Source organism: Rickettsia endosymbiont of Pantilius tunicatus (genome assembly GCF_964291875.1).
Taxonomy (GTDB): domain Bacteria; phylum Pseudomonadota; class Alphaproteobacteria; order Rickettsiales; family Rickettsiaceae; genus Rickettsia.
Window position 1 is genome coordinate 223,945 of sequence record NZ_OZ198175.1, and the last position, 23,581, is coordinate 247,525.

Consider the following 23,581-nt stretch of genomic DNA (forward strand, 5'->3'; position numbering starts at 1 on the left):
TTTACCATATATACTGATAAAACAGCTTTAACTGCTGCTGATATGCTTAATGACCGCGTGTTACCATGGTATGAAACTCAAGGCATACAATACTTCGTATTCTGACAGATCGCGGGTCAGAATATAAGGGAAATATAGAGAATCATGCTTTTGAATTATTTCTAAGTATCGAAGGTATAGAACATACTATTACTAAAGCATATTCTCCTCAAACAAATGGTATGTGTGAACGTTTTAATAAAACTATGACACAAGAATTCTTTGATACAGCTATGCGGAAAAGGATCTACACTGATCTTGATGATTTACAATTAGATCTTGATATTTGGTTAGAGCATTTCAATAATGAGCGACCACATTCAGGAAAATATTGTTATGGTAAAACGCCTATGCAAACTTTTAAGGATAGTAAGAAATTAGCTATTGAAAAGAACAATGAAATCTTATATCTTGAATACTCATCTGACAGTCATAATTTATCAGATATTCAGATATAATTTTTATAGTGTCTGTAAGATCAAATCTTGACTTCTACATATTATTATCATTTAAAAACGTTGTACAAGATTTTAGCAATTCCTCAATCTCATTCCATTCTGCTTTATAATTAAAGTGCTTTTTACTTTTAGGTGAGGTTGTACTATCGTTGAAAGTTTTTTGTAATAATTTTGTAGGTTTTGGTGGTACTTGTGGTTTGATTTTGGGAGTATTATTTGCTTTATTGACAGAGGATGTCATATTGTGAGTCTTTTTATATTCTTGAGCATACTTTATCTTCATTACATCTTGGTTTGTAGAAACAGTATAATGTGTGTTTGTTCTATGGTCTATAGCTATAATTTCTATTATAGGTGGATTCTCTTGGGGTGTATGCAATAAGGTATTATTATCATTGGTATGATCAATTAATAACTGAGCAATTTCAGCATATTCATTTTGCATTTTGTTATTTTTTAGAATTTTGCTATTCACAATATCTAAAGCAGTCTGAGATTCATAATTCGTAAGCTGGATATTAGCACCTAATTTAATTAGGTAATCAACTAACTGAACATTACCTTTTTTTTGCAGCGATATGTAATATGCTATTACCATATTGATCAAGTTTATGTATATCACTTTTATTAATTGATGAAAAATCTCCTTTTGTTATATTTTTATAATTTTTGTTTAATGTACTATTACTTCTGAATATAGGCATTTTGCAAACCATTTATGGAAAATGGAGTACTATATACAGTATATGAATTTTATTCAACTATAATAATGATTGAGTTCTATTGTTTGATGAAGTTGATCTAATCTTTTTTGAGTGATTTTATTATAATTAATATTATAGCCTTTAATAATATATTCTTTAAGTAGGTTAGTAGCCTATTTTATAAAAGCTATACCTTTCTTGGAATTTATCCTATATCCTACTGATATAATTGTATCTAGTTTGTGGCAAATTATCAAATTTTTTTGAAATAATAACAATCCCTGTTTTAAAAAACTTTTTTAAGTATAAATCTTTATACAACCTAAGTATCTTTTACGAGTGTAAGCCATTCTGCTTCATCAATAATTTTAATACCAAGCTCTTTGGCTTTTTTGAGTTTACTGCCAGCGTCTTCACCTGCTATTACTAAATCCGTATTTGAGGATACGCTAGCTGCAACTTTAGCTCCAAGCTTTTCGGCAGTTGCTTTTGCTTCAGCCCGTGATAAAGTTGGCAGGCTGCCGGTAAATACCACTATTTTTCCTGTTAAGCTACTTTGTTCCCTAGTCTCTTTATAATCTTCAATATTTAATACTTCACTTAGATTTTTGATAAGCTCAATATTTTCCTTAACATCAAAAAAATCAATAATATCTACTAACATTTTGTCGCCGATACCATCAAGATTGTTTAATTTTTGATAAATTTCAGAATCATTTTCTTTTAATAACTCCATTTGAGTTATAAAATTATCATAGCTGCTAAATTCTCTAGCAAGTAGTTTAGCGTTTTGCTCGCCAATATGCCTAATACCTAAGGCATATATAAATCTCGGCAGACTAACATTTTTTGATTTTTCAATATTGTTGAAAAGATTTTCTACGGATTTTTTACCCCATCCATCCATGTTCTCTAGCTTAGTTAAGTTAGCTTCGTTTTTTTCTTTCAAAAAGAATATGTCATAAGGGTTACTAATTAAGCCTTTATCAATTAAAAATTCAACTTGCTTACGCCCAAGTCCTTCAATATCCATAGCGTTTTTTGATACGAAATGACGTATACGCTCATAATTCTGAGCAGGACAATTAAGTCCATTATCGCAACGTATTATAATATCTTCAGGAACATAATGTAATTTAGAATTGCAAGAAGGGCAAAATAAAGGGGGATCGAATGTTGTGGCATCAGCAGAACGTTTAGCAAGATCAACTCCGGTAATTTGTGGAATTACATCGCCTGCACGCTGCAAAAATACATAATCACTGACCCGAACGTCTTTTCGTGCTATCTCTTGGTAATTATGTAACGTTGCTCTACTAACTATGACTCCGCCGATTTCTATAGGCTCAAGCTCTGCTACCGGCGTTAAAGTGCCGGTTCTGCCTACTTGTACTGTGATCGAAAGTAGTTTAGTTTGTCCTATTATAGCGGGGAATTTGTGAGCGGTAGCGAACCTTGGAGATCTAGCAATGAAACCCATTCTATCTTGCAAAGCAAAATCATTTAACTTATATACTACCCCGTCAATTTCATAGGGTAAATTTTCTCTGTTTATTTTTAAATATTCATAAAAGTCAAATATCTCTTCTTCGGAGCTTGCAAGTTTACCTATTTCATTAACGTTAAAGCCGAATTCTTTTAATTTCACAAGTAGCTGATCTTGAGAGTTTGCTAGTTCCTCTTTTGCAGAGCCTATAGCATAAACAAAATATTTGAGCGGTCTTTTAGCGGTAATAGTAGGATCAAGCTGACGAAGTGAGCCGGCAGCAGCATTACGAGGATTAGCAAACTTATCTTTGCCTTGCTGTTCCTGTTCTTGGTTTAAACTTATAAAGTCGTTTTTTTCAATGTAAATTTCCCCCCGTACTTCTAAAAGTTCCGGAGCATTGTTAATTTTGTGAGGAAAGTTTTTGATTGTTTTAATATTTGCTGTTATATCCTCACCTATATAGCCATCGCCTCTAGTAGCGGCAGTTACTAGAATACCATTTTTATAAGTAGCAGCAAATGATAGTCCATCTATTTTAGGCTCACAAAATATAGGAGAAAAATCATTAAGCCGTAAAAAGTTTTTAATACGATCTACAAAATCCTTAACATCCTCTTCATCAAATACATTACTAAGCGATAGCATCGGCGTATTATGAGTAATCTTAGCAAATTTATTTTCGACTTTAGCACCTACTTTTTTGCTAGGACTGTTTTTTAGGATTAGGTGAGGAAATTTTTGCTCTAATTTTAGATTGATGTTAAATAGCTGATCATATTCGGCATCTGAAACTAGTGGCTTATCTTCTATGTAATAAGCATGGTTATATTGTGCTATTTTATCAGCTAATTCTATTAATAATTTTTTTGCTTCTTCTTTATTTATTTTTTCTATATTTTGCATTAGTGATTTTTAAGTTTTTTTTAAGTCAGTAAATTCAGCAATTTCTTTGATAGATAAATTTTTTATATATACTTGCTGCTTTATCATACTCACCTTTTTCTTGAGCTCTTTTTATGGTACTATCTTCAATTTTAAGCCATTTTAACAGTAAAATTCATATGAAATACAATTTATTTATTAGAGTCTGTTATTTCTCTTTTCAGTTTTTCTATTTCTTCTTTCGTTAAGTCAGTAAATTCAATAATTTCGTCTAATGGTTTTCCTCTAATAAGCATTTTCTTTGCTATTTCTATACTTCTTTCAGCCTTACTTTCCTCTTTAGCTTTTTTAATAGTATTAGCTTCGATCATAAGCCATTTTAAGCTATCCTCATAAGCTTTTTGCTCTTCCCCTCATTAAAATTCATAACCTCAAGTACCATTAAGGCTTTCTTTAAAACTTTATTATCTAGTTTTTTTGGTAGCTTATCTTTGTTTAATAAATCATGGCGAGTTAAAAAAGCTAGCCATATATCAAGAGAGTCTTTTACTTTTTTTACTATATCTGCTAACTCTTCAGAAGCATTAGTAAATTTATTTAGCTCTATTGTATGCAACTCTATATCTTCAAAATATACTAAACCGGGTACTCTATCTCTTAACTCAAAGGCACTATGATAGTTTTCAGTATTCGGAATACTAGTAAAATTTAGTATATGAATACCTATTGTTTTATTTAGCTTCGAATAGTCATCACCGGCTTTTAATTGTTCTGCATATAATTTAGACCAATAATATAAGGCTCTTTTATCATAGTCAGCTTCGTCGGTCACCTGTATTTCGATATTAAACATTTTACCGCTTTCACTTTTAGCTTTGACATCAAGAATAGATAACTTATCTGCTGCAAAATTCTTTGGATTATATGGATTAAGTAGCGTTACTTCTACAATTTGATCTTTTTCACTAACTATTGAATTAATAAGCGATATCAACAAATCCTTATTCTCTTCCACTCCAAAGATTTTTTTAAACGCTAAATCTACTCTAGGGTTAACTTTATACATAATTATTACTTTATTTTACTAAAATTATTATACTATATTTTTCTAATTAATCCAATTAAGAAACCGCTAACAGTAATGAATACCCCAAACCAAATAAAGCTCATCATCGGTTTATAATATATCTTAGCGTGAATTATATCGCCGTCTATATTACTTAATACTGCGTAAAGATCGTATAGTAAATAAGAATATATATCGCTTTCTTGTGACAAGCCTTTCTCAACTATATAAAGCCTATTTTCCGGTTTTAGTATGGTTATATTATGGTTATTATCCTCAAGCCAAAATTCAGCGATTTGTCTATAATAATTTTTACCTTGAGCGAACTTAACATTTTGCAAAGTTACTTTAAACTCATTAAATTTTGTACTTGTGCCAACGCTTCCGGTAAAGTCCATTTCACTTTGCAATAATGCATTCATAGTAATACTAAAAGCGATAAGTGCAAAGCCGAAATGCCCAAGGATCATGCTAGCGGTGCTTGCTTTTAAAGATTGTCTGAAATAATTGGTTTTGACTAAAAAATATAAAATATTATGCAGCATTAAGAAGATAGATGCAGTTGTGGTTAAAACAGATATGACCTTAAAGTTTACCTTGAGCGATATTAAATATGTTATTATCAAAGATAATATTAAGATAATAATATGTTTCTTAATTGAGCTTTTAGTAGTAAATAACCCGATAGTGAAAAGAATAGGTATAACGAAAATAAGAAAATTATTAATAAAGAATCTCTCATCGATAATAATAGGTTTAACGTCAAATAAAGAATAAGCTAAAGGATAAAGCGTGGCGGATATTAATACAATAAGGCTTAAGGTGAAAAGGATGTTACCTATGGTTATAGCTTGCTCTCGTATGTCATTCCCGCAAAAGTAGGAATTTAGAAAATAATCTACCAAAGAAGAACTGGATTCCCGCTTTTGCGGGAATGACATAGTACGGATATACACCCCCAAAGCACTAATACCCATAATCAAAAATATTGCCAGTAAATATACACCTCTCTCAGGTGAGAATGCAAAGGAGTGAATTGAAGTAATAAAGCCGGATCGGACTAAAAAAGTACTGAATACTACTAATAAAAAAGTTACAATCGATAAAATAATTGTCCAGTTTTGCATACGTCCAGTTTTTGTTGTGACTACTATAGAATGGTGCAGTATTATGCCGGATAGCCATGGAAATAGCGAAATATTTTCAACAGGATCGAAGAACCAAAATCCTCCCCAACCGAGTTCTCTATACGCCCACCACGAACCAAGAGCTATACCGATTGTAGTAAATAAAATACCGATATTGGAGAATGTTTTAAGGAGGCTTATGTCATTCCCGCAAAAGCGGGAATCCAGTAAATAATTTGCAAAAGAACTAGATTCCCGCTTTTGCGGGAATGACATAGAGGAGCGGGATGACACTAACATTGCACAAACAATAGTAAAAGGTACGACATAGCTGACATAGCCTAAATAAAGTAGAGGAGGGTGGATGCTTAAAGCGATATCTTGTAGCATCGGATTTAACCCTAACCCTTCTTTAGGAATAAAGGAAAATGTATTAAATGGATTAGAAGTAAAATAAATAAAGCTGCTAAAAAGTAGTTGGATAACTGACAAAATAATAATAGGTAATTTTTTATCTTCTTGGTTTTTAATTAGGAAGATATAACAGCAACTAACGATTTGTAATAAAGTAAACCATAATAATATTGAACCCTCATGGCTCGACCAACTACCGGCTATTTTATATATTAACGGCTTTAATGTGCTGGAGTTTAAGAAAACATTTTGTAGTGAAAAATCTGAAGTAATAAAGGCATAAACTAAAGTAAGAAAAGCAAGCAAAGTGCAGAGGATGGTGGTGTAGAAAGTGAGTATGTCATTCCCGCAAAAGCGGGAATCTAGTTTTTTAATTGTCATCCTGCGGCTTGACCGCAGGATCCATTTAAAAATATTGTTAGGTTTTAAGTTGTTTTTCTGGATCCCGTGGACAAGCCACGGGATGACACAGGACAAACCACTTAAGCACATAATAGCAATGAGGAAAAAATTACCAATTTCACTCACTGTCTGATATTTCCTCTATGGTAGGTAATATGATAATTCTTAGGCTATCGATTTTATTAGCGATTTTCTTTAAAATTATTATTTTAAAGTTAAATAGTTCAATTACTTCCCCTCGATTTGGAATTCTAGCAATTTTATGGATTATTAACCCTGCTATAGTATTTGCATCATTATCCGGTAAGTTCCAATCAAGTTCTCGATTAACATCTCTAATAGTCGTGGTACCTTTTATAACATATTCAGTATCAGATTTTTTAATAATTTCATCACTATGCCTATCATGTTCATCGGTAATAGGTCCAACTATTTCCTCTATAACATCTTCAAGAGTAATGATGCCTTGCAAATCCCCATATTCATCGACAACACAAGCAAAATGGTTATTACGCTCTCTGAAAGCATTTAGCTGATCTACAACAAGTGCATTTTCAGGAATAAACCATGGAGGCGTCAGAAGCTCATTAATATTAATCTTCTTTTGATCGTTATTGTGCTCATAAAGTGATTTTAGTAAATCTTTTAAATTCAAAATACCGATTATATTATCTCGATTATCTTTCCATAAAGGTATGCGTGTATGCGAGCTTGATAATAAAGTTTTAATTATTACTTCGCTAGGTAGATCAATATTAATAGCTATAATATTACTCCTATGAGTCATAATTTCCGATACCGTCATATTACGTATATCTAAAATTCCGCCAAGCATATTACGATCGGTTTTATATACGTCGCCCTCTTGATGGTAATGCTCAATCACGCCTCTAACTTCTTCAGTACCGGATATTTGAGGATTTAAGTTAATACGAAATATAAAGCAGAATATTTTTGTGATGTAATCAAGAGCAATATTAATAGGTTTAAAAAGCTTTAGAAAAACTACAATTGTTGAAGCCATTTTAAGGGCTAATTGCTCAGCTTTGGCAACAGCTATAGCTTTAGGAACTACTTCAGCAAAAACAATAATTATAAAAGCCATAACGGCAGAAGCAACTAAAGGACCATTATCACCAAGAAAGCTAATAAATAAAGTAGTCGCAATAGTAGTACAAACAGTATTAATTAAACTATTACCGATTAGTAAGGTTCCAATTACTTTTTCTTTTTTCTTCAAAACCTGTAAAACAGTCTTAGCACGTTTGTCGCCAGCAACCTTAAGTTTATGAATCTTCCCGGGGGAAGAAGCAGTAATAGCAGTTTCGGTAGCAGCAAATAATGCAGATAAGGCGATCATTATTATAATAATAATCACAAATATAGTGGTCATTTGATGTTAAATTATAAAATTAACTATAAGTAATTATATTAGGAATTAAGCATTTTGCCTAATCTTTTTTGCATGCTCATTTTATTTGAAATTTTGGTTACGCCATTTTACAGGCGTGTAGGTCACTTACATTAATCAATTTATAGCTTGTTTCTTGTGTTGTAAATTAAAATTTAGAGTTTTCTTTATTTGCATCTTGGTACTTTTGTTCTAAAAATTCGTCAACAAATGACTTTGAACCTGAACCATGTTGTTTAAAAATTACTTGAGCTTTTTTTACTGTTTTATTCAAACTAACAAGATGTAATTCATCATTAAGGCTATTAACAATAAAAGCATCACCTGGCTTTAGTTTCATGGAGTTTCTAATTTGATATGGAATTAATAATCTGCCCTTTTTATCGAGGTTACTATGTAAAGCTTTCATTATTATATAATAAAAAATTTTAATGTACTAAATATCATATATATAATGTCAATTATTAATTATGTACATTAATAAAATATAACTATCAAATTAAAAATCCATTAAAATTAAAATATGGTGAAATTTCAAAAATTGGTTACGTTTGTAATTAACGTCCATATGTACGAATATTACTTGTTTTTTGACTAGCAACAAGATTTTGAAATTTATTAGGTTGTTTATTCATTAACATATTTGCATGTTGATTTCGAAGTTCTTGCCCTTTATTTTCGGCTTCTTTAGTTGTAAGAATTGGCTTATTATTAGCCAATTTAATAGCACTGTCGCATATGAAAACTCCACAATCATAAGCATTTGTTTGTTGGCGAGTTTTTAGATCTTCTATTTTTGCATTAGGATAAACTTCATTAATGTATTGCGTTACTTTTGGACGATCTCCTATCGGATTACCGTTAGGGTCATTATAAATAAATTTCACATTACCTTTTTCATCTTGTTTAGCAACTAAAATTAACCAATGTTCGTGTCCTGTATTAAGAGGTATAATTGCTGGTTTGTTATCTATAATTAAATTTTCTGTTGCAGCACGTAGAGTATCTTTTAATATTTCTGGTTCTTCTAAAGAAGCATGATGAAATATTGAGAACTTATTCTTATCTATATTTGCATCTAATATTTTTTTATATCATCTTCATTATATAAATAATTGGGCTTTGTTATATTTGCTATATCATTGCTTATTTGAGCAGTATTATGTTGTGTAGGTTGATTTTGATGTGCAGGAGCAGTTTGTGTTCTAGGATTACTATCTGCCATCATAGCTTTATAATCTTGTTCAGTCATTCCAATTTTTTTTCCAAGGTTCTTGTAAAGGATTAGAATTAGTTTTTTGTGTATGCTCTTGTGATTTTTGATCTGGGTTTGCCATAACTGTTCCTCATTTTGATAAATTAGTTAATTTCCTTTGAAATATCCACAGAGATTAGCCTTTTTCAAATTAAACTTCGTGTTTGTCCGAGTCGCATATATTAGTATTATATTTCGCTCCTGCATAAGCAGAAACAGGGTAAAAATCAAGCTTTTAGTTTTAAAAGTTATAATTAAAGAGTTCTTTCTTTATTCTTACTCGTATTTTGGCTTTTAATCATGTTTTGGTATTTATTATTCGGTACCTTAGGATCCTTTTGCATTTGTTGTCCAATCCCCTGAGCTTGTTGTTTGGTCATAGCTTGAGTTAAAATCTCTGCATGTTGATTTCGAAGTTCTTGTGCATTTGTTTTAAGAATCTGTTGTCCCTTGGCGATTTTGATAAGATTATCTACAGTAAAAACTCCACAATCAAAATTATTATCCTGCTGCTTAATTTTTTCATCAATTATAATTGGTTTATTAGGGAGGTTGTCTAAGGCTTTATCTATTAATTTCGGTAATTTTTTACCATCATAATCAATTGAGTTGCCAAGTGAGTCATTAAAGGTTAGTATTACTTGCTTATCTTTTTCATCATATGTAGCTACTAGTCCTGTCCAATGACCATAACCCATTTCAATAGGAATAACAGCGGCTTTCTTCTTTCCATCCGTTACTTGAGAAATGGCATTTTTCAAAACATTTTCAGGAATTTGGTCAGTAGGCAATAAGCTTGGATCAATATTTTGATTTAAAGATATGGGAGCATGGACAGAAAAATTATTTTTATCCAAAGATGCCTCCAAAATATACTGGATTTGATGATTTTCATACCAGTGGTTAGGTTTTTTTACATCGTTAATATCTCTAACTTCGAGAGGAATACGAAAAGGATCATATTGGGTAGTATTAGAAGTAACAGCAGGGATGTTATTTAACATCATGGCTTTATAAGCTTGATCTGTCATTCCAATTTTTTCCCAATCTTTTTGTGAAGAATTAGTATTAATTTGTTGTGTAGTTTGTTGCTTTATTGCTGCTAAAGCCGGTTGTTGTTTTTGCTCCTTTGGTAATTCAATTAACTCTGGTTCTGTTTTTGTTGTAGGTTGTGGTTGAAAAGTTTGAGTTTCCTCTTTTTTACCAAGGTAACTAGTTATAACACTTTTAAAATAGTTAAAGACTCTTCTAAAAAATCCTGGTTGTTCTGATTCTTTAGGCTCATATGATATAGTTGGTTCTTTTTGTGTACCATCAGGAATATTTTTCATAACTTGCTCTCTATCGAAATTAAAATCTATAGGATTTACTTCAGGTTTTCCTAAATCTTTTTGAAATTGCCGTGATATTTGAGATACGTATTTTTTTAGATTTTCAGCAGCATTATTTGGATCTTTTAAAATTTCGGTAATTTCAAGTTTAAGACCATAAATTTGATCATCAGAAGTAATACCAAATTTAGCTATTATAAGATTTGTTGCCTGATCTAAGGATAAGGGCCAAGTTTTTACAGTTACTCTTCCTCTTTGATTTTTAGTTGTTTTTATTAGCTTATCTAATTCTGCTTTGTCAGGTATAGCACCGGAAAGTAATTTATTAACTTTTTTATCATCAGCAAGATTATTAAAAACCGATAACACTGAATTTGTATCTGTTATAGTAGTAGCTTTATCTCTATTTAGTGCATTTTCATTTATAGCAAGTTCTCTATCTTGTTCATTTGCAAAAAATACATGATTAGTTTTTGCAAGAATCTCTTTCCAATAAGCAGCTAACTCAGGGTTTCCTGCTAATGAAGTATAATGTTCAAAAGTAATAGTACTCTTAATATTTAAATTTTGTAGATTAATTAAATCTTGTGATTTGAAAATGGGTTTTACGTTATTGTTATTAAGCTGGACATTAAAAATAGGGTTTTTATTTTGTTCCCTGGATTCTTTCAGTATTTCGGCAAAAATACGCTCTTTATCTGATATGCGTGATTCTTTACTAGTCTGAAGTGAGACAATTGTTGGCGAGTCTAAAACTGGTTCTTTACGTATTTTTTCTAATATTTGGTCATTACTACCAAGTAAAAGAGTAAATATGATAGGTTCAGCCATCATTAACCTTTATTAATAAAAGAGTTAATTATTATTATCCTTATTTTAAGAAATTAAATCAAGACATATTTAATGCTCCATGCTTTAACCTGTATAATTTATCCATTCTATGTGCTAATTCATGATTATGCGTTACCATTACAACAGCTGTATTTTGTTCCTTGGCTACTTTTAAAAATAAGTTAAATACTTCATTGGTAGTTTTAGGATCTAAGTTACCTGTAGGCTCGTCTGCTAAGATAATTTTTGGCTTATTAATTAAGCTGCGTGCTATTGCAACACGTTGTTGCTCCCCGCCTGATAACTCACCTGGCATATTATATAGCTTTTTGCCAAGACCCAAACTATCTAATATACTTTTTGCTGCCTCTATTGCTTCTTTTTGGTTAGAGCCATTAATAAGACGAGGCATAGTAACGTTTTCAATTGCAGTAAAATCTTTTAATAAATGATGTTGCTGATAAATGAAACCCAAATAATTAAGACGAATTAGATGGTTTGTTTTATACTGGTTATTTGCAATAATAACTTCGCCGTTAGTTGGTTTATCAAGCAAACCAGCAATATGTAGTAAAGTCGATTTACCACTACCAGAAGAGCCAATTACAGCAATTAGCTCGCCCTCATTGATATTTAAATTAAGGTCATCTAATACTCTAATAATAGAGTTGCCTTGCCTATAATGTTTAGAGACATTTTTTAAAGTTAGGATTTTATTACTCATATCTTAAGGCATCCACAGGATTTAATTTTGAAGCTTTATAAGAGGGATAAATTGTTGCTAAGAAGCATAATATTATAGATAAAGAAGCGATTAAGATAATATCCTGACTTCTTACTTCTGATGGTAGACTATAAAGATAATAAACTGCTGCTTCAAAAATCTTAGTACCGGTTATATTTTCTAAAAAGTTTTTAATAGTTCCGATATTATAAGAAAAAGTAATACCAAGAATTAAACCAAGTATAGTACCAAGCAAACCAATAAACATGCCATTATAGATAAAAATTAGCATTATCTGATTTGTGCTTGCTCCCATTGTTCTTAAAATTGCTATATCGGAAGTTTTATCTTTCACTAGCATAAATAAGCTTGAGATAATGTTAAAGGCAGCAACTGTAATTATTAAAGAAAGGATAGTAAACATAGCTGTACGCTCAACAGCTAAAGCACTTAAAAATTTTGAGTTCAAAGTTTGCCAGCTAAATATTTGTAAATTTTTTTCTAGTAATAGTTGTTGCACTTTATATGAATATGCAAGAGCTTTATCAGGGTGTAGGGTATTAACTTCAATTAAGTTTATGTTATTACCAAGAGATAGAAAATTTTGTGCTGCTTCAAGCGGCATTAATATGGTTGCTGAATCATAATCATACATACCGCTATTAAAAACTGCTATAACTTTAAACTCTTTTGATCTAGGTACGCTGCCAAAAGCAGTGGAAATAGAATTTGGTGAGATTAGTTTAACTTTATCGTTAACTGTCACACCTAAATTAGCAGCTAAACCTTGTCCAAGTGCTATTACATTCTTACCGTGGAAATTATCAAAACTACCAAAATTAATATTTTTAAAAATTTCATTTTTTAATTTTAAATCGTTTAAATCAATACCTTTAATAAAGGTACCACTATTATTATTTTTGCCTAGTGCTAAAGCTTGACCATTAGCAATAATATCCACATGTTTTATGTAATCTTGCTGTAGTAATTTAGCTTTGATTTCTTCGTAATTATCAATACTACTAGTTTGAGGACTTATGACTATATCGCCGTTTAAACCGATAATATTTCTAGTTAGTTCTGTATGAAAGCCATTCATAACCGACATAACGACTATTAATGCCGCAACGCCGATCATTACTCCAAGCAAAGAAAATCCTGAAATTATAGAAACAAATTTTTCATTTTTTTTGGCTTTAAAATATCTAAAAGCCACTGTAAAGATAAAGTTATTATTGGTCATTTTTCTTTGTTGTCATACCTTGGTTTGACCATGGTATCCATAAAATTATTAGTATTGCAGTTTGTATTTCTGGATACCATGGTCAAACCAAGGTATGACAGAACTACCTACTATCAGAAATCTCAAAAACCTTATCATATTTAAATAATTTAGGTAACGTTATTAAACCAAATGCCGTAATAACACATATGGTGATTCCAAGAGGTGCAAAAGTACCATTATATAACCAGCCTACTAATTGTAATCCTAGAGCAGTTAGAATTAATCTTGCCGAGGTAAAAATAGCAGTCATACGGGCTTTGCCATCTGGGATTGCTTCTAGCATCATTGACCATAATATATTGATAGGATATATTATGCCAAGTGATAATAAAAGCGTCACAGCTGTTATTATTAGTGGATCATTTAAATTAAATGTAGCTAATGTAATACTTCCAAGTAAAAACAATACTACACATATAATGCCAAAGTAAAAGCAATGTTTAACACCAAATTTTTTAAAGCAATAACCGCTAGTAAAGCTCATAATTGAAAATAAAGCTGCAATTGATCCTTGATATAACCCAAAATATTCTAAACTAACTCCTAAATCTTGCATATATAGAATAGGGGCAATTCCAATAAATATCCAATATCCTTGTGCAAGAAACACCAGGGTAAGTATATAATATATGGCTTTTGGTGATTTGAAAATAGGATAATATTCTTTTAAGGAAATTTGTACTTTACTATTAGCTTGTCCTTTTGGAATAAAAACTATTCCCAAACCTAAGCTAATAAGCCCTAAAATAAATAATAAAATAAAATTAGCATGCCATCCCCAAAATAAATTAACATAACTACCTATAACAGGGGCGGTTGCCATAGAAAGCGAAATAGTACCATTTAGAATCCCCATTAATCTTTGTTGTTCCTGCACGGAATAAATATCAGCAAGTACTACATATACTAAAACCGCAACAGCTGATATTCCAGTACCTTGCAAAAACCTGCCAAATAATATTCTTTCGTAATTATTGGAAAATACACAAAATAAACTACCAAGATTAAAAATTATTAATCCAAGTATGATTATTGGTTTTCGTCCGTATCTGTCTCCTAAATTACCAACTATAAGCGAGGTAATACAATAAGCGATTAGATTCACGCCAAGTAGTAACTCTGTCATAAAAGGTGAAAGATTAAATGTATCTTGTATATCCGGAAAACTTGGAACAAATAAATCTACTTCTGCTCCAGCTAAAATTTCCATGATTATTACGGTAATAAATAGTCTCATACAATTATCATAGGATCTAAAAATATCAAAATAGATGATATTACTTCTTTTTACAGTAAAATATAAGAATTTTTTATTATTTTTTGTATTTTTGTTTGCGGAAGTTTTTGGAGAAGAAAGTATAAAAATAGGTTTAGAGTAAATATAAAACCACTCTAAACCTATCTAAAATTTAACTTTAATAAATCTAAAAGAATTATTAATTACATAGAAGCAGGCTTTGTTACTAATGCTTGAACTTCAGGTTTTAGCATATTATATTGATCCATTGTTAAGCCGGTATTCATCCAGTTTTGTACATCTGATGATAACTTACCATATTGATCAGCTGTTAAGCTTGCTAACCAACCATTTACGGCGTCAGGTGTCATTCCTTTAATAGTATCTGCTGTAACAGAAGCAGGATCAGACCATTGTTGAGTTGTTGTTGAAGAAGCAAATACTGGTACTGAAAAAGCTAGAATTAATATAATTTTCAATAAATTTTTCATTTTTATAAACCTTTTTTGTTTTGTAATTATGATTATAACAAAGCTATAACAGCTTTCAAGCTAAATTACACTAAACCTTTGAATTTTTTTATACAAGCAAATTTAGATTGTTACAAATATATTATCCTGTAATCCTGTGGCTCGTCCCCATGATTCAGTAATTAAAAAGCCTAAATACAATAAGTTTTTAAAAATAAAAGCTTAGGTTATCTCGCTTTATACTGGAGTTCTGCTTTTAGCTAAGAATGACATCGAAACTACGCAAGCAAGCCTCACACGGGAATGACGTACAAGCCTCAATTATATCAAGCTAGCTAAGGATAAATAATCGTTAGGAGTAAGGTTTTCTGCTCGGCAATTATCACTTATATATAATTTAGCTAAAAATTCAGATATGTTAGGGGCAAGATTTTTTAGCGATGATTTAATCATTTTTCGGCGTCCTGCAAAAGCCATTTTAGTTATCAATTCAACTTTACTTATTAAATCGCTAGAAGGTATATTTTCTAAAGGAGTTATTTTAACTAATGCTGAATATACTTTAGGAGGTGGATAAAAGGCGGTAGGTGCTACGTCAAAGCATTTATCCGCTTTCGCAATTAAGCTACATATTACCGATAATCTCCCGTATACTTTAGTGGAAGGCTTAGCACAAATCCTCTCTACCACTTCTTTTTGTAACATCAATGTCATGCTAGTAACAAGGCTTGCTTCTTTTAACCATCTGATTACTAGTTCAGTTCCTATATGATATGGTAGGTTAGAAATGATAGTAAGTTTACCAAGGTTTAAATCATTTAAATTAAGTTTAAGAGCATCCTGTTTAATGATATTTAGATTAGGGCGATGTGCCTTAATCTCGTTAAGTAATGGGATGCATCTTTCATCTGTTTCAATAACAGTTAAAAATTTTGGATTTTTATGTAATATTGACCTAGTAAGCCCGCCTGTGCCTGGTCCTATTTCTAGAACATTACTATTTTCTTCAAGTCCACTAGCTCGCACAATCTTATCGCATAAGCTACTATCAAAAATAAAATTCTGCCCATGCTTTTTCAAAGGATGGATTTGATGACTCGCTGCATGTTTAGCAATTGATGGAAGCATTTGTTAAATTTTAAAATTAGCAATTACCGGTATGTGATCTGAGGGCTTTTCCTTGGTCCTCAAATTATAATCCATATAGCAATTTTCCAGATAGTCAATGCTATTATTGCTACAAAGGATCATATCTATTCTCATACCTTTGTTTTGTTCAAAACATCCGGCTCTATAATCCCACCATGAGAATTCTTGTTTCTTTGGGTGCAGGAATCTGTAACAATCTTCAAATCCAGAATTTAAAATAGTTCGCATTTTCTTTTGTTCAATTTCCGTAAAGCAGGTAGTATTTGCAAGTGCTACTGGTGAATATACATCAATATCAAATGGTGCAATATTAAAATCACCACCTATAATGGTTTTTTCGTCAAAAGATTTTTTACTTGATAAATAATTAAGAAGACTATCATAGAATGCTAGTTTTGCCGTAAATTTATCGCTACCCACCATTGAACCATTAGGAGCATATAAAGAAATTATATTACAAAATCCGATAGGTAATGAGATTCTTGCTTCTATAAATCTTGCTTGATCAGAACAGTGATTATTTGGAAAATCTTTAACTATTTCATCAGCAGGAAATTTTGAAAGAATAGCAACACCATTGTATGATTTCTGCCCATGAACATAAAAATTATAAGGTAGATCAGATAACTCCTCGAAAGGAAATTTATCACTTTTGCATTTTAGTTCTTGTAATAATAAAATATCTGGATTTTCGTTTGCTAAAAAATCACGCAATATATTAATCCGCATTTTTATGGAATTAATATTCCAAGTAGCAATTTTCATTAAACCTCTCGTGCAAAACTTAGTTTTTCTTTATAAAATAAGTTATGTAAGAAGTATACTTTATTTTTCTGTACCACTTTCTGCTTCGTTAGTTGTTACTTCCTTATTGCGAAATCGCCACTCACGGAAACCAAAATGATAAAGTAAAAGATGGGTAATAAATGCACTGACAATTATTATAATCATAGAATATTTTATCGTATCATAGTTTGGATTAGCACCATACATATCTAGCAATATACTAAAGACTAAAGCCCATATTAGCGTTATTTCAATACTAAGACCTTTCGGTACTCTTTTTACAGAATTTTCCCCAATAATAAAATCTCTAATTATAATTCCGCCGTTAGAAGTAAGAAATGCAAATAATGGACCCCAAAAATTTAGAGGTTCAATCTTCTGAATAATAACCATTGCAACACCAATGATTATAAAAGCTGCTTGTCCAAATGCATCACAAACTGCGATCGTGTTGTTTAAAGAATTTTCTAAATAACTATCTTCAGTAATTTGTTTATTATAGTAACTAAATAATTTAACAGCGATAAAACCAAGTAGCACCACTGTAAATATATAGTAAAAATAAGATGGGGTAAAATATAGATTTAAATGCCCTGTATCGTGATTTATTATTAAATCAAGCATTATACAGCTGCTAACAGATGGCAATATTGCCAATAAAAATGTACCAAATAAGGTGCTATTATTTTTTATACCTATAATAATCCCAGAAAAAGCAAAAGCAAGGCTGCCAAGTAATCCTATTATATGACACCAATGTGAGTCGATAGATCTTGGCAGTAAAATATGATAAATGTAAGTTTTAACAATTTTTTTGTATTCGTTACTTGCGAGAAAATCATCTATAGCAAAATTAAATTGTTCAACTACATTTAAAGATACGGTTTTTTTACTGAACATAAAATGTAACGGGGTTTTAATATTTAAAGGAACTTCTACTATTTTTCTATCTGTAGGTTTGCTTAAAATATTAACTGAACCGACTATCTTATCACTAATAAAACCATCGATTTCTTTTTTTACCATCCCATTTATTAGTTCTATATTATTTTGATATATTTTAATTATATCTTGGTTTTTATAGTCAAATAAAAAATTTGTGAATTTTTGTTCCCCATATATCGTACCTTTTACTATTCCAAGCTGAAGATTAAATAAGCGTATTTGTGCCATTAATTCATCGCTATTTTGAAAATTTAGTTTTTTAGCTAATGGCTCAATGATAAATAAAGAGAACTTTTCCATACGATATGGCTTCGAAAAATAAGCGTAATTGCTTCTCTCATCAGTATAAGTAGCACCTGAAGTCATGTCAGCATTACCACTTTGAATATCTAACTGATCTTGATACCAATTATCTTGGTGGTACTCGATATTAATTCCTATTTTTGCAGCAAGAGCATTAATTAATTCAATATCCATACCAGAAACATTAGCAGTACCGTTTGAAGTAACCATCCAGTATTGGTAAGGCTCATTTATATACCAAGCAGTGATTAAAGTTTTTTTATCAGGTAAGTTCTCGCATTCTAAAGCTGCTTCTTGTTTAGATATTGAATTGCTTAAGGAATAAAAACTTTTTAAAATAATTAGTATAAAAATAAAAAGTTTGAAAATTTTCATTTCTGCACACACCTTAAAATAAAATTAATCACGAACTGCTTTAATATTCCCATCAAAAAATTGTATATTTAAAACTTTTTCAGTAGTAGTTTTAGAAGATACAAAATTACCTGATTCCCCTTTAACTATAGCAAAGCCACGTTTTAGTACATTATGATAGTCTAAGCTTAATAGTAACAGACTATTTAATTCTAATTTATACTCAAAGTTTTTCAAAGTATTATTTGCCGATTTTACGATATAAGCGGCTTTATGTGTTAATTCGAGTGTCTTATAAGTAATGATTTTATGAGGATGGATTCTTTCTTTTGAAAATAATTTAAGCTTTGTTTCTTTTAAACTAATTAGGCATGGTAAGGAGTCTAATAGATTAAATCCCGTTTCATCTAGTAATTGTTGTTTATGATTCATATAATGGACAAGATACCTATTTATTTTATCATAATTTGTAATAGCTTGTTCATGATTTTTAACTAATTGTTTGGTATTAGTTACTAATACTTTTTCATAAGATTGCAGAGTACTATTTAAAATAGACCGCACAGGTACAGCAAATTCAGCGGCAGCAGTTGGGGTAGGGGCTCTTTTATCGGCTGCTAAATCTATTAAAGTATAATCCACCTCATGACCTACAGCTGAGATAATAGGAATTTTGGAGTTGTAAGTAGCACGCACTAGTACTTCATCATTAAACGACCAAAGATCTTCGATAGAACCGCCGCCTCTTGCAACTATTATAACATCTGGCTTATTTGTTTCTTCTAGCTTGTTAAAACCCTCTATGGCTTCAGCAATCTCATTACCGGAATTTTCGCCTTGTACACTAACGGACCATATTATTACATGAGTTGGAAAACGTTCACGAATTCGGTGAATTATATCTTGTATAACAGCACCAGTTATTGAAGTTATAACGCCTATTTTATTAGGTAAAAATGGTATAGGTTTACGTATTTTATTAAATAATCCCTCTTTTTCTAAACGTGCTTTACGTTCGTTTAGAATTTGTATCATAGCTCCGATTCCTGCGGGCTGTAAATTCTCGACTGATAGTTGATAACGTGAATTGCCTGCATAGCTCGAAAGCTTGCCACTAATTACTACTTCCATCCCGTCATTTAATGGAAACTTAATTTTAGCAAGAATAGGACGCCAACAAGTACAAGCTAAAATAGCAGTATTTTCTTTTAGATTAAAGTAAGCATGCCCTGAGCTTGCTATTTTTAAGCCAGAAATCTCGCCTTTTACTTTAATATAACCAAAATTATTTTCTAATAATTCTTTAATTTTGTTAGAAAGCTCACTAACGGAAAATTCTTTAGTAGTTTGACTGGAAGTAAAATTATCTAGCATTTTATTAATATTTGGTTTTTGGCTAAAGGTGGGTGCTACCCGTCATTGCGAGAAGAAACTGCAAGTTTCGACGAAGCCATCTCGGGAGGTTTATACGAGATTGCAGCAAAGCTTCGCTCCTCGCAATGACGTTTATCATCCCAATAGAATAACCCTCCAATAATCAAAAGAGCAAGCAAAATTTTTATTATTTGCTATATTAATAATAGCTTGCTATTATTTCCTACTATTTAAATATTTGGTTAATGATAAATGCTACGGGTAATATTTCTATTTATTATCGTAATATCTTCTTTTTTTAGTTTTGCGAGTAGCTTGACAAAAAGCAGTGGCGTTAAAATTAATAATTTAATTGCTGATTTTGTAGAATATAATGAAAATGAGGGATTAATTTATGCTAAAAGTAATTTAAAAATTCTTACGGATGAGCATTTATTAACAGCAGATAATTTACTTTATGATGTAAATAATGATATTTTGTGGGTAGAGGGTAATGTAAGAGTTAAAGATAAAGACAATAGAATTACATTAGGTGATAAAGCAATCTTAAAAAATGAATTTAAACAAGGTGTAGTGTCTAAGTTTATTATGCTTTTTAATAATAATAGTCTTTTAGTTGCTAAGCTTGCTGAAAGAATAGATGAAAATAATATACGTCTTCATTATGCCAAGTTTACTCCCTGCGAAGTTGCTTGTAGTGGAAATCCTCTCTGGCAGATTTCTGCTAAAAATACTGATATTCATTCTGCAGAGCATAAAATAGTTTATAAAAATGTATTTTTCGAGGTATATGGTATACCAGTTTTTTACTTACCATATTTTTTCCATCCAACTCCGTCAGCTCCTGCTTCCTCAGGGCTACTAGTGCCAGATGTGAAGAATGGAAGATTTGGAGTGCCTCTATATTTACGGGCAAAGCCTAACATGGATTTTACATTAACTCCAAGAGTTTTTAATAAAGACCCAATTTTTGAGCTAGAAGGGCGTTATAGACTAAATAATACCGATAATATAAGTTTTGATGGTAGTTATGGTAGACTGCCTTACCTTTTGGAAAAAAACGGAGATAAAATAAAGGATAAAAAAATCTCTTCCTATCATTATATTGTAAATGGCAATTTTTTCAGTAGTGATCAAGTTTATAATTATGGTTTTAAAGCAGAGCGTACGTCTGATAAAGCTTATTTAAAAAATTATTATAATAACTATGCTTCATACCTAACTTCTAGAGTATTTTTAAATAAGATTCACAAGGCGGATTATTTTCAGATAGAAGCTTTAACTTCGCAAGGGTTAGGTAGTAATGATAGCAGATCTAACTATCCACTAGTATTACCAAAAATCACTACAAAAAATGTAATAAGTTTAAATGATGACGAAAGTAGGCATATCGTTATCGAAAATAACACTTTAATGTATAAAGAAAGGATAGGAAAGCAGCTTACTAGAACTTCTTTACAATTATCCTATATTCATAATCTTATAACTTCTTCGGGACAAATTTTTGAGTTTGTTGCTCGGGATAGAGGAGATTTTTATATAACAAGACAGGCTTATTTTGAAAGAACAAGAGCAGCTAAATCGCTTCAACGTAATATACCGGAATTTCAAACTTTATGGCGTTATCCATTCGCAGGTGCTATAACAAAAACAATAAATGTACTTATTGAGCCGATAGTTTCTTTTACTATAGGGCGTAAATTAACCAGTAAAGATATGAAGTTTGTTATAATTGACCCTATGAAATATGAGCTATCAGGAAAAAATCTCTTCTTATCCAATCGTTATAGCGGTATTGATTGCCATGACTTCGGTAATAGATTAAATTATGGTTTAAACGCTAGTTTTGCTAAAGAACAAAATTATTTAAGATTGTTTTTAGGTCAGTCTCTTAATACTAGATATAGTGTATATCAAAAAGCAAGTGATACTGAAAATGTTGGTAAAATTTCAGGAAATATTTCTAATAATTTAGAATTATTTTATGATTTTCGAAAAAATAGATATTTTAAGCCTATACGTGATGAGGTAGGAGCTAATTTATATTATGGTAGGATAAGTTTGACTGGTAGTCTTATTCAGCTTACAAATCTTAAAAAGTATTATAGAGCAGAAGAGATGCAACTTTCAAATAATCGAGCAAGACAATTTTATGGAAATGTTAATTACCAATTGACAGATAATTGGTCTATTGGAATTGGTGGACGTATTGATCTTTCAAAAGGTTCAGCAGATTTATTGACTAGAACTATTAGAGTGACATATGCTAAAGATTGTGTTAGAATCGCAACTAAGATTTATTCTGATTATTTATCTGATGAAAGTAGAGGAATTAAAAAAACTAAATCCTCGCTTAATATTTCCATTGGTTTAAGAGTCCTAAATATGTAGTATACTCGTTTTATTTGAAAAATTGGCGACAAAGTCTTTTGCTGATAATCCTCACGTACTATATGTACGCTCCGGTTATCAGCTTCAAGACCGATTCCTCTTTTCCAAATAAAACTTCGTCTACTAAATTGTATTAATATTACAGAGTTAAATATGAAAAAATTATTATTAATAATTACTATTTTTTTTATTTCTAATACAGCATGTGCTGACACATCAAATATAGTGGCACTTGTAAATAATGAACCGATTACTCTTAATGAGTTTCGTGCTAGAAAAAAAATGATCATGGCATTAAATAATGTTGAGGAGGTAACGCCTGCTCAGGATAAGCAGTTAAGTGATATAGCTATAAAAAGCTTGATTGATGAATCTTTACTTTTCCAATATTATGGTGATAAAGAAATTTCACAAGAAGAAATAGATAATGCTATAAAATCTATTGAAGATCGTAACAAAATGCCTCATGGCTCTCTTCTTCAATATTTAAAAAGTAGATCAGTTAATACTAATAGCTTTATTTCCCAAATTAAGTCTGAACTAATTAAGATGAATGTTTTATCAGGTTTATCAAGATCAGTACAAGTAAGTAATAAAGAAATAGATGTAGCAATTTTATCTAGCGATCAAAAAGAAGTAGAAGTTTCAATGCAGGTTTTTACCTCTAAAGATAAAAGTGATAAAACTTTTGCACAGATGAATAATTTAAAAAGTAAGTTAAAGAACTGTTCAGATGTTAAAAAATCTCTTTATGATAATTTCGCAACAATGACAGTGGTTACTGATAAGCTTAGTAAAATAGAAGAAACCAAGCAAACTATAGTAAAAGATTTGAGTCCTAATCAAGCAAGTAATGTTTTTGAAAAATATAATGAGTTTGAGATAGTACAGGTATGTACTAAGAAAATCTTAAATATTAGCGAAGATGAAAATAATTACGTGGTAAATTTTCTAACAAATAAAAAGATTTCTCAAAAAGCTCAGAAGTTTTTCGAAGATATGCACAAGAAAGCATATATAAAAATAATGTTACCGTCTACTCGATGAAAAAATTGGCTACGTCGTCTTATAAGTTCTCCGGTGCTCACGTTACTTGCATGTACGCTTCGCTCCGAGGGCTTTAGACTCCTTGCTCTTTTTGAAATTGATCTTCG

Annotated in this window: 20 protein-coding genes and 1 pseudogene; 3 read left to right on the forward strand and 18 right to left on the reverse strand. The window is 30.9% G+C overall.

Annotated features, from left to right (window positions below):
• Window positions 1-6: 6 nt before the first annotated feature.
• Window positions 7-497, forward strand: a pseudogene (locus tag ACICQC_RS01365) (integrase core domain-containing protein); the annotation flags it as partial.
• A 34-nt stretch (window positions 498-531) separates the two neighbouring features.
• Here the strand turns inward: ACICQC_RS01365 and ACICQC_RS01370 are convergent.
• From ACICQC_RS01370 to xseA, 18 genes are all read right to left on the reverse strand, one after another.
• Window positions 532-1,119, reverse strand: a complete 588-nt coding sequence (locus tag ACICQC_RS01370) for a hypothetical protein (protein ID WP_395477111.1) — start codon at window positions 1,117-1,119, stop codon at window positions 532-534.
• 404 nt (window positions 1,120-1,523) lie between these two features.
• A complete protein-coding gene (gene ligA, locus ACICQC_RS01375) occupies window positions 1,524-3,593 on the reverse strand; it encodes an NAD-dependent DNA ligase LigA (protein ID WP_395477112.1) in 2,070 nt (689 codons plus the stop codon).
• A 170-nt stretch (window positions 3,594-3,763) separates the two neighbouring features.
• Window positions 3,764-3,943 (reverse strand): hypothetical protein, encoded by a 180-nt coding sequence (locus ACICQC_RS01380; protein ID WP_395477113.1) that lies wholly within the window; start codon window positions 3,941-3,943, stop codon window positions 3,764-3,766.
• Between the two features lie 8 nt (window positions 3,944-3,951).
• Complete coding sequence (locus ACICQC_RS01385) at window positions 3,952-4,638, reverse strand: Rpn family recombination-promoting nuclease/putative transposase (protein ID WP_395477114.1); 687 nt, start codon at window positions 4,636-4,638, stop codon at window positions 3,952-3,954.
• 32 nt (window positions 4,639-4,670) lie between these two features.
• Window positions 4,671-6,707, reverse strand: coding sequence for a heme lyase CcmF/NrfE family subunit (locus ACICQC_RS01390; protein ID WP_395477115.1), 2,037 nt, complete (start codon window positions 6,705-6,707; stop codon window positions 4,671-4,673).
• On the reverse strand, window positions 6,700-7,974 hold the full coding sequence (locus ACICQC_RS01395) for an HlyC/CorC family transporter (RefSeq protein ID WP_395477116.1): 1,275 nt from the start codon (window positions 7,972-7,974) through the stop codon (window positions 6,700-6,702). Before ACICQC_RS01395 ends, ACICQC_RS01390 begins: the two co-directional genes overlap by 8 nt.
• Before the next feature lie 166 nt (window positions 7,975-8,140).
• Complete coding sequence (locus tag ACICQC_RS01400) at window positions 8,141-8,332, reverse strand: hypothetical protein (RefSeq protein WP_395477117.1); 192 nt, start codon at window positions 8,330-8,332, stop codon at window positions 8,141-8,143.
• Window positions 8,333-8,549: 217 nt separating this feature from the next.
• Window positions 8,550-9,077, reverse strand: a complete 528-nt coding sequence (locus ACICQC_RS01405) for a Ulp1 family isopeptidase (RefSeq protein ID WP_395477754.1) — start codon at window positions 9,075-9,077, stop codon at window positions 8,550-8,552.
• Window positions 9,071-9,244: a hypothetical protein gene (locus ACICQC_RS01410; protein ID WP_395477118.1), complete on the reverse strand. Its 174-nt coding sequence runs from the start codon at window positions 9,242-9,244 to the stop codon at window positions 9,071-9,073. The genes ACICQC_RS01405 and ACICQC_RS01410 overlap by 7 nt, the downstream gene beginning before the upstream one ends.
• Window positions 9,245-9,501: 257 nt before the next feature.
• Complete coding sequence (locus ACICQC_RS01415; protein WP_395477119.1) at window positions 9,502-11,409, reverse strand: Ulp1 family isopeptidase; 1,908 nt, start codon at window positions 11,407-11,409, stop codon at window positions 9,502-9,504.
• A 58-nt stretch (window positions 11,410-11,467) separates the two neighbouring features.
• Entirely contained in the window at window positions 11,468-12,133 is a 666-nt protein-coding gene (locus ACICQC_RS01420) for an ABC transporter ATP-binding protein (protein ID WP_395477120.1), read from the reverse strand.
• On the reverse strand, window positions 12,126-13,376 hold the full coding sequence (locus ACICQC_RS01425) for a lipoprotein-releasing ABC transporter permease subunit (protein ID WP_395477121.1): 1,251 nt from the start codon (window positions 13,374-13,376) through the stop codon (window positions 12,126-12,128). The genes ACICQC_RS01420 and ACICQC_RS01425 overlap by 8 nt, the downstream gene beginning before the upstream one ends.
• Before the next feature lie 103 nt (window positions 13,377-13,479).
• On the reverse strand, window positions 13,480-14,655 hold the full coding sequence (locus ACICQC_RS01440; RefSeq protein ID WP_395477122.1) for a multidrug effflux MFS transporter: 1,176 nt from the start codon (window positions 14,653-14,655) through the stop codon (window positions 13,480-13,482).
• A gap of 203 nt (window positions 14,656-14,858) precedes the next feature.
• Complete coding sequence (locus tag ACICQC_RS01445; RefSeq protein ID WP_395477123.1) at window positions 14,859-15,146, reverse strand: DUF2673 domain-containing protein; 288 nt, start codon at window positions 15,144-15,146, stop codon at window positions 14,859-14,861.
• 300 nt (window positions 15,147-15,446) lie between these two features.
• The gene (rsmA, locus tag ACICQC_RS01450) at window positions 15,447-16,253 is read right to left on the reverse strand and encodes a 16S rRNA (adenine(1518)-N(6)/adenine(1519)-N(6))-dimethyltransferase RsmA (RefSeq protein WP_395477124.1); all 807 of its coding nucleotides are present in this window, start codon (window positions 16,251-16,253) and stop codon (window positions 15,447-15,449) included.
• Window positions 16,254-16,256: 3 nt separating this feature from the next.
• A complete protein-coding gene (xth, locus tag ACICQC_RS01455; RefSeq protein ID WP_395477125.1) occupies window positions 16,257-17,039 on the reverse strand; it encodes an exodeoxyribonuclease III in 783 nt (260 codons plus the stop codon).
• 60 nt (window positions 17,040-17,099) lie between these two features.
• Window positions 17,100-18,683 carry a transporter substrate-binding domain-containing protein gene (locus ACICQC_RS01460; protein ID WP_395477126.1) on the reverse strand — a complete coding sequence of 528 codons (1,584 nt, stop codon included), beginning with the start codon at window positions 18,681-18,683 and terminating at the stop codon, window positions 17,100-17,102.
• A gap of 24 nt (window positions 18,684-18,707) precedes the next feature.
• The gene (gene xseA, locus ACICQC_RS01465; RefSeq protein ID WP_395477127.1) at window positions 18,708-20,036 is read right to left on the reverse strand and encodes an exodeoxyribonuclease VII large subunit; all 1,329 of its coding nucleotides are present in this window, start codon (window positions 20,034-20,036) and stop codon (window positions 18,708-18,710) included.
• 252 nt (window positions 20,037-20,288) lie between these two features.
• Here xseA and ACICQC_RS01470 point away from each other — a divergent pair, with 252 nt between their 5' ends.
• The gene (locus ACICQC_RS01470) at window positions 20,289-22,427 is read left to right on the forward strand and encodes an LPS-assembly protein LptD (protein ID WP_395477128.1); all 2,139 of its coding nucleotides are present in this window, start codon (window positions 20,289-20,291) and stop codon (window positions 22,425-22,427) included.
• Between the two features lie 153 nt (window positions 22,428-22,580).
• Window positions 22,581-23,474: a SurA N-terminal domain-containing protein gene (locus tag ACICQC_RS01475; RefSeq protein ID WP_395477129.1), complete on the forward strand. Its 894-nt coding sequence runs from the start codon at window positions 22,581-22,583 to the stop codon at window positions 23,472-23,474.
• Window positions 23,475-23,581: the final 107 nt, after the last annotated feature.

Bases quoted from the DNA above. Each gene is read 5' to 3' on its own strand.
- ligA (WP_395477112.1), bottom strand. From the start codon at position 3,593: ATGCAAAATATAGAAAAAATAAATAAAGAAGAAGCAAAAAAATTATTA.
- ACICQC_RS01380 (WP_395477113.1), bottom strand. From the start codon at position 3,943: ATGATCGAAGCTAATACTATTAAAAAAGCTAAAGAGGAAAGTAAGGCT.
- ACICQC_RS01385 (WP_395477114.1), bottom strand. From the start codon at position 4,638: ATGTATAAAGTTAACCCTAGAGTAGATTTAGCGTTTAAAAAAATCTTT.
- ACICQC_RS01395 (WP_395477116.1), bottom strand. From the start codon at position 7,974: ATGACCACTATATTTGTGATTATTATTATAATAATGATCGCCTTATCT.
- ACICQC_RS01400 (WP_395477117.1), bottom strand. From the start codon at position 8,332: ATGAAACTAAAGCCAGGTGATGCTTTTATTGTTAATAGCCTTAATGAT.
- ACICQC_RS01410 (WP_395477118.1), bottom strand. From the start codon at position 9,244: ATGACTGAACAAGATTATAAAGCTATGATGGCAGATAGTAATCCTAGA.
- ACICQC_RS01415 (WP_395477119.1), bottom strand. From the start codon at position 11,409: ATGGCTGAACCTATCATATTTACTCTTTTACTTGGTAGTAATGACCAA.
- ACICQC_RS01420 (WP_395477120.1), bottom strand. From the start codon at position 12,133: ATGAGTAATAAAATCCTAACTTTAAAAAATGTCTCTAAACATTATAGG.
- ACICQC_RS01425 (WP_395477121.1), bottom strand. From the start codon at position 13,376: ATGACCAATAATAACTTTATCTTTACAGTGGCTTTTAGATATTTTAAA.
- ACICQC_RS01440 (WP_395477122.1), bottom strand. From the start codon at position 14,655: ATGAGACTATTTATTACCGTAATAATCATGGAAATTTTAGCTGGAGCA.
- ACICQC_RS01445 (WP_395477123.1), bottom strand. From the start codon at position 15,146: ATGAAAAATTTATTGAAAATTATATTAATTCTAGCTTTTTCAGTACCA.
- rsmA (WP_395477124.1), bottom strand. From the start codon at position 16,253: ATGCTTCCATCAATTGCTAAACATGCAGCGAGTCATCAAATCCATCCT.
- xth (WP_395477125.1), bottom strand. From the start codon at position 17,039: ATGAAAATTGCTACTTGGAATATTAATTCCATAAAAATGCGGATTAAT.
- ACICQC_RS01460 (WP_395477126.1), bottom strand. From the start codon at position 18,683: ATGAAAATTTTCAAACTTTTTATTTTTATACTAATTATTTTAAAAAGT.
- xseA (WP_395477127.1), bottom strand. From the start codon at position 20,036: ATGCTAGATAATTTTACTTCCAGTCAAACTACTAAAGAATTTTCCGTT.
- ACICQC_RS01470 (WP_395477128.1), top strand. From the start codon at position 20,289: ATGCTACGGGTAATATTTCTATTTATTATCGTAATATCTTCTTTTTTT.
- ACICQC_RS01475 (WP_395477129.1), top strand. From the start codon at position 22,581: ATGAAAAAATTATTATTAATAATTACTATTTTTTTTATTTCTAATACA.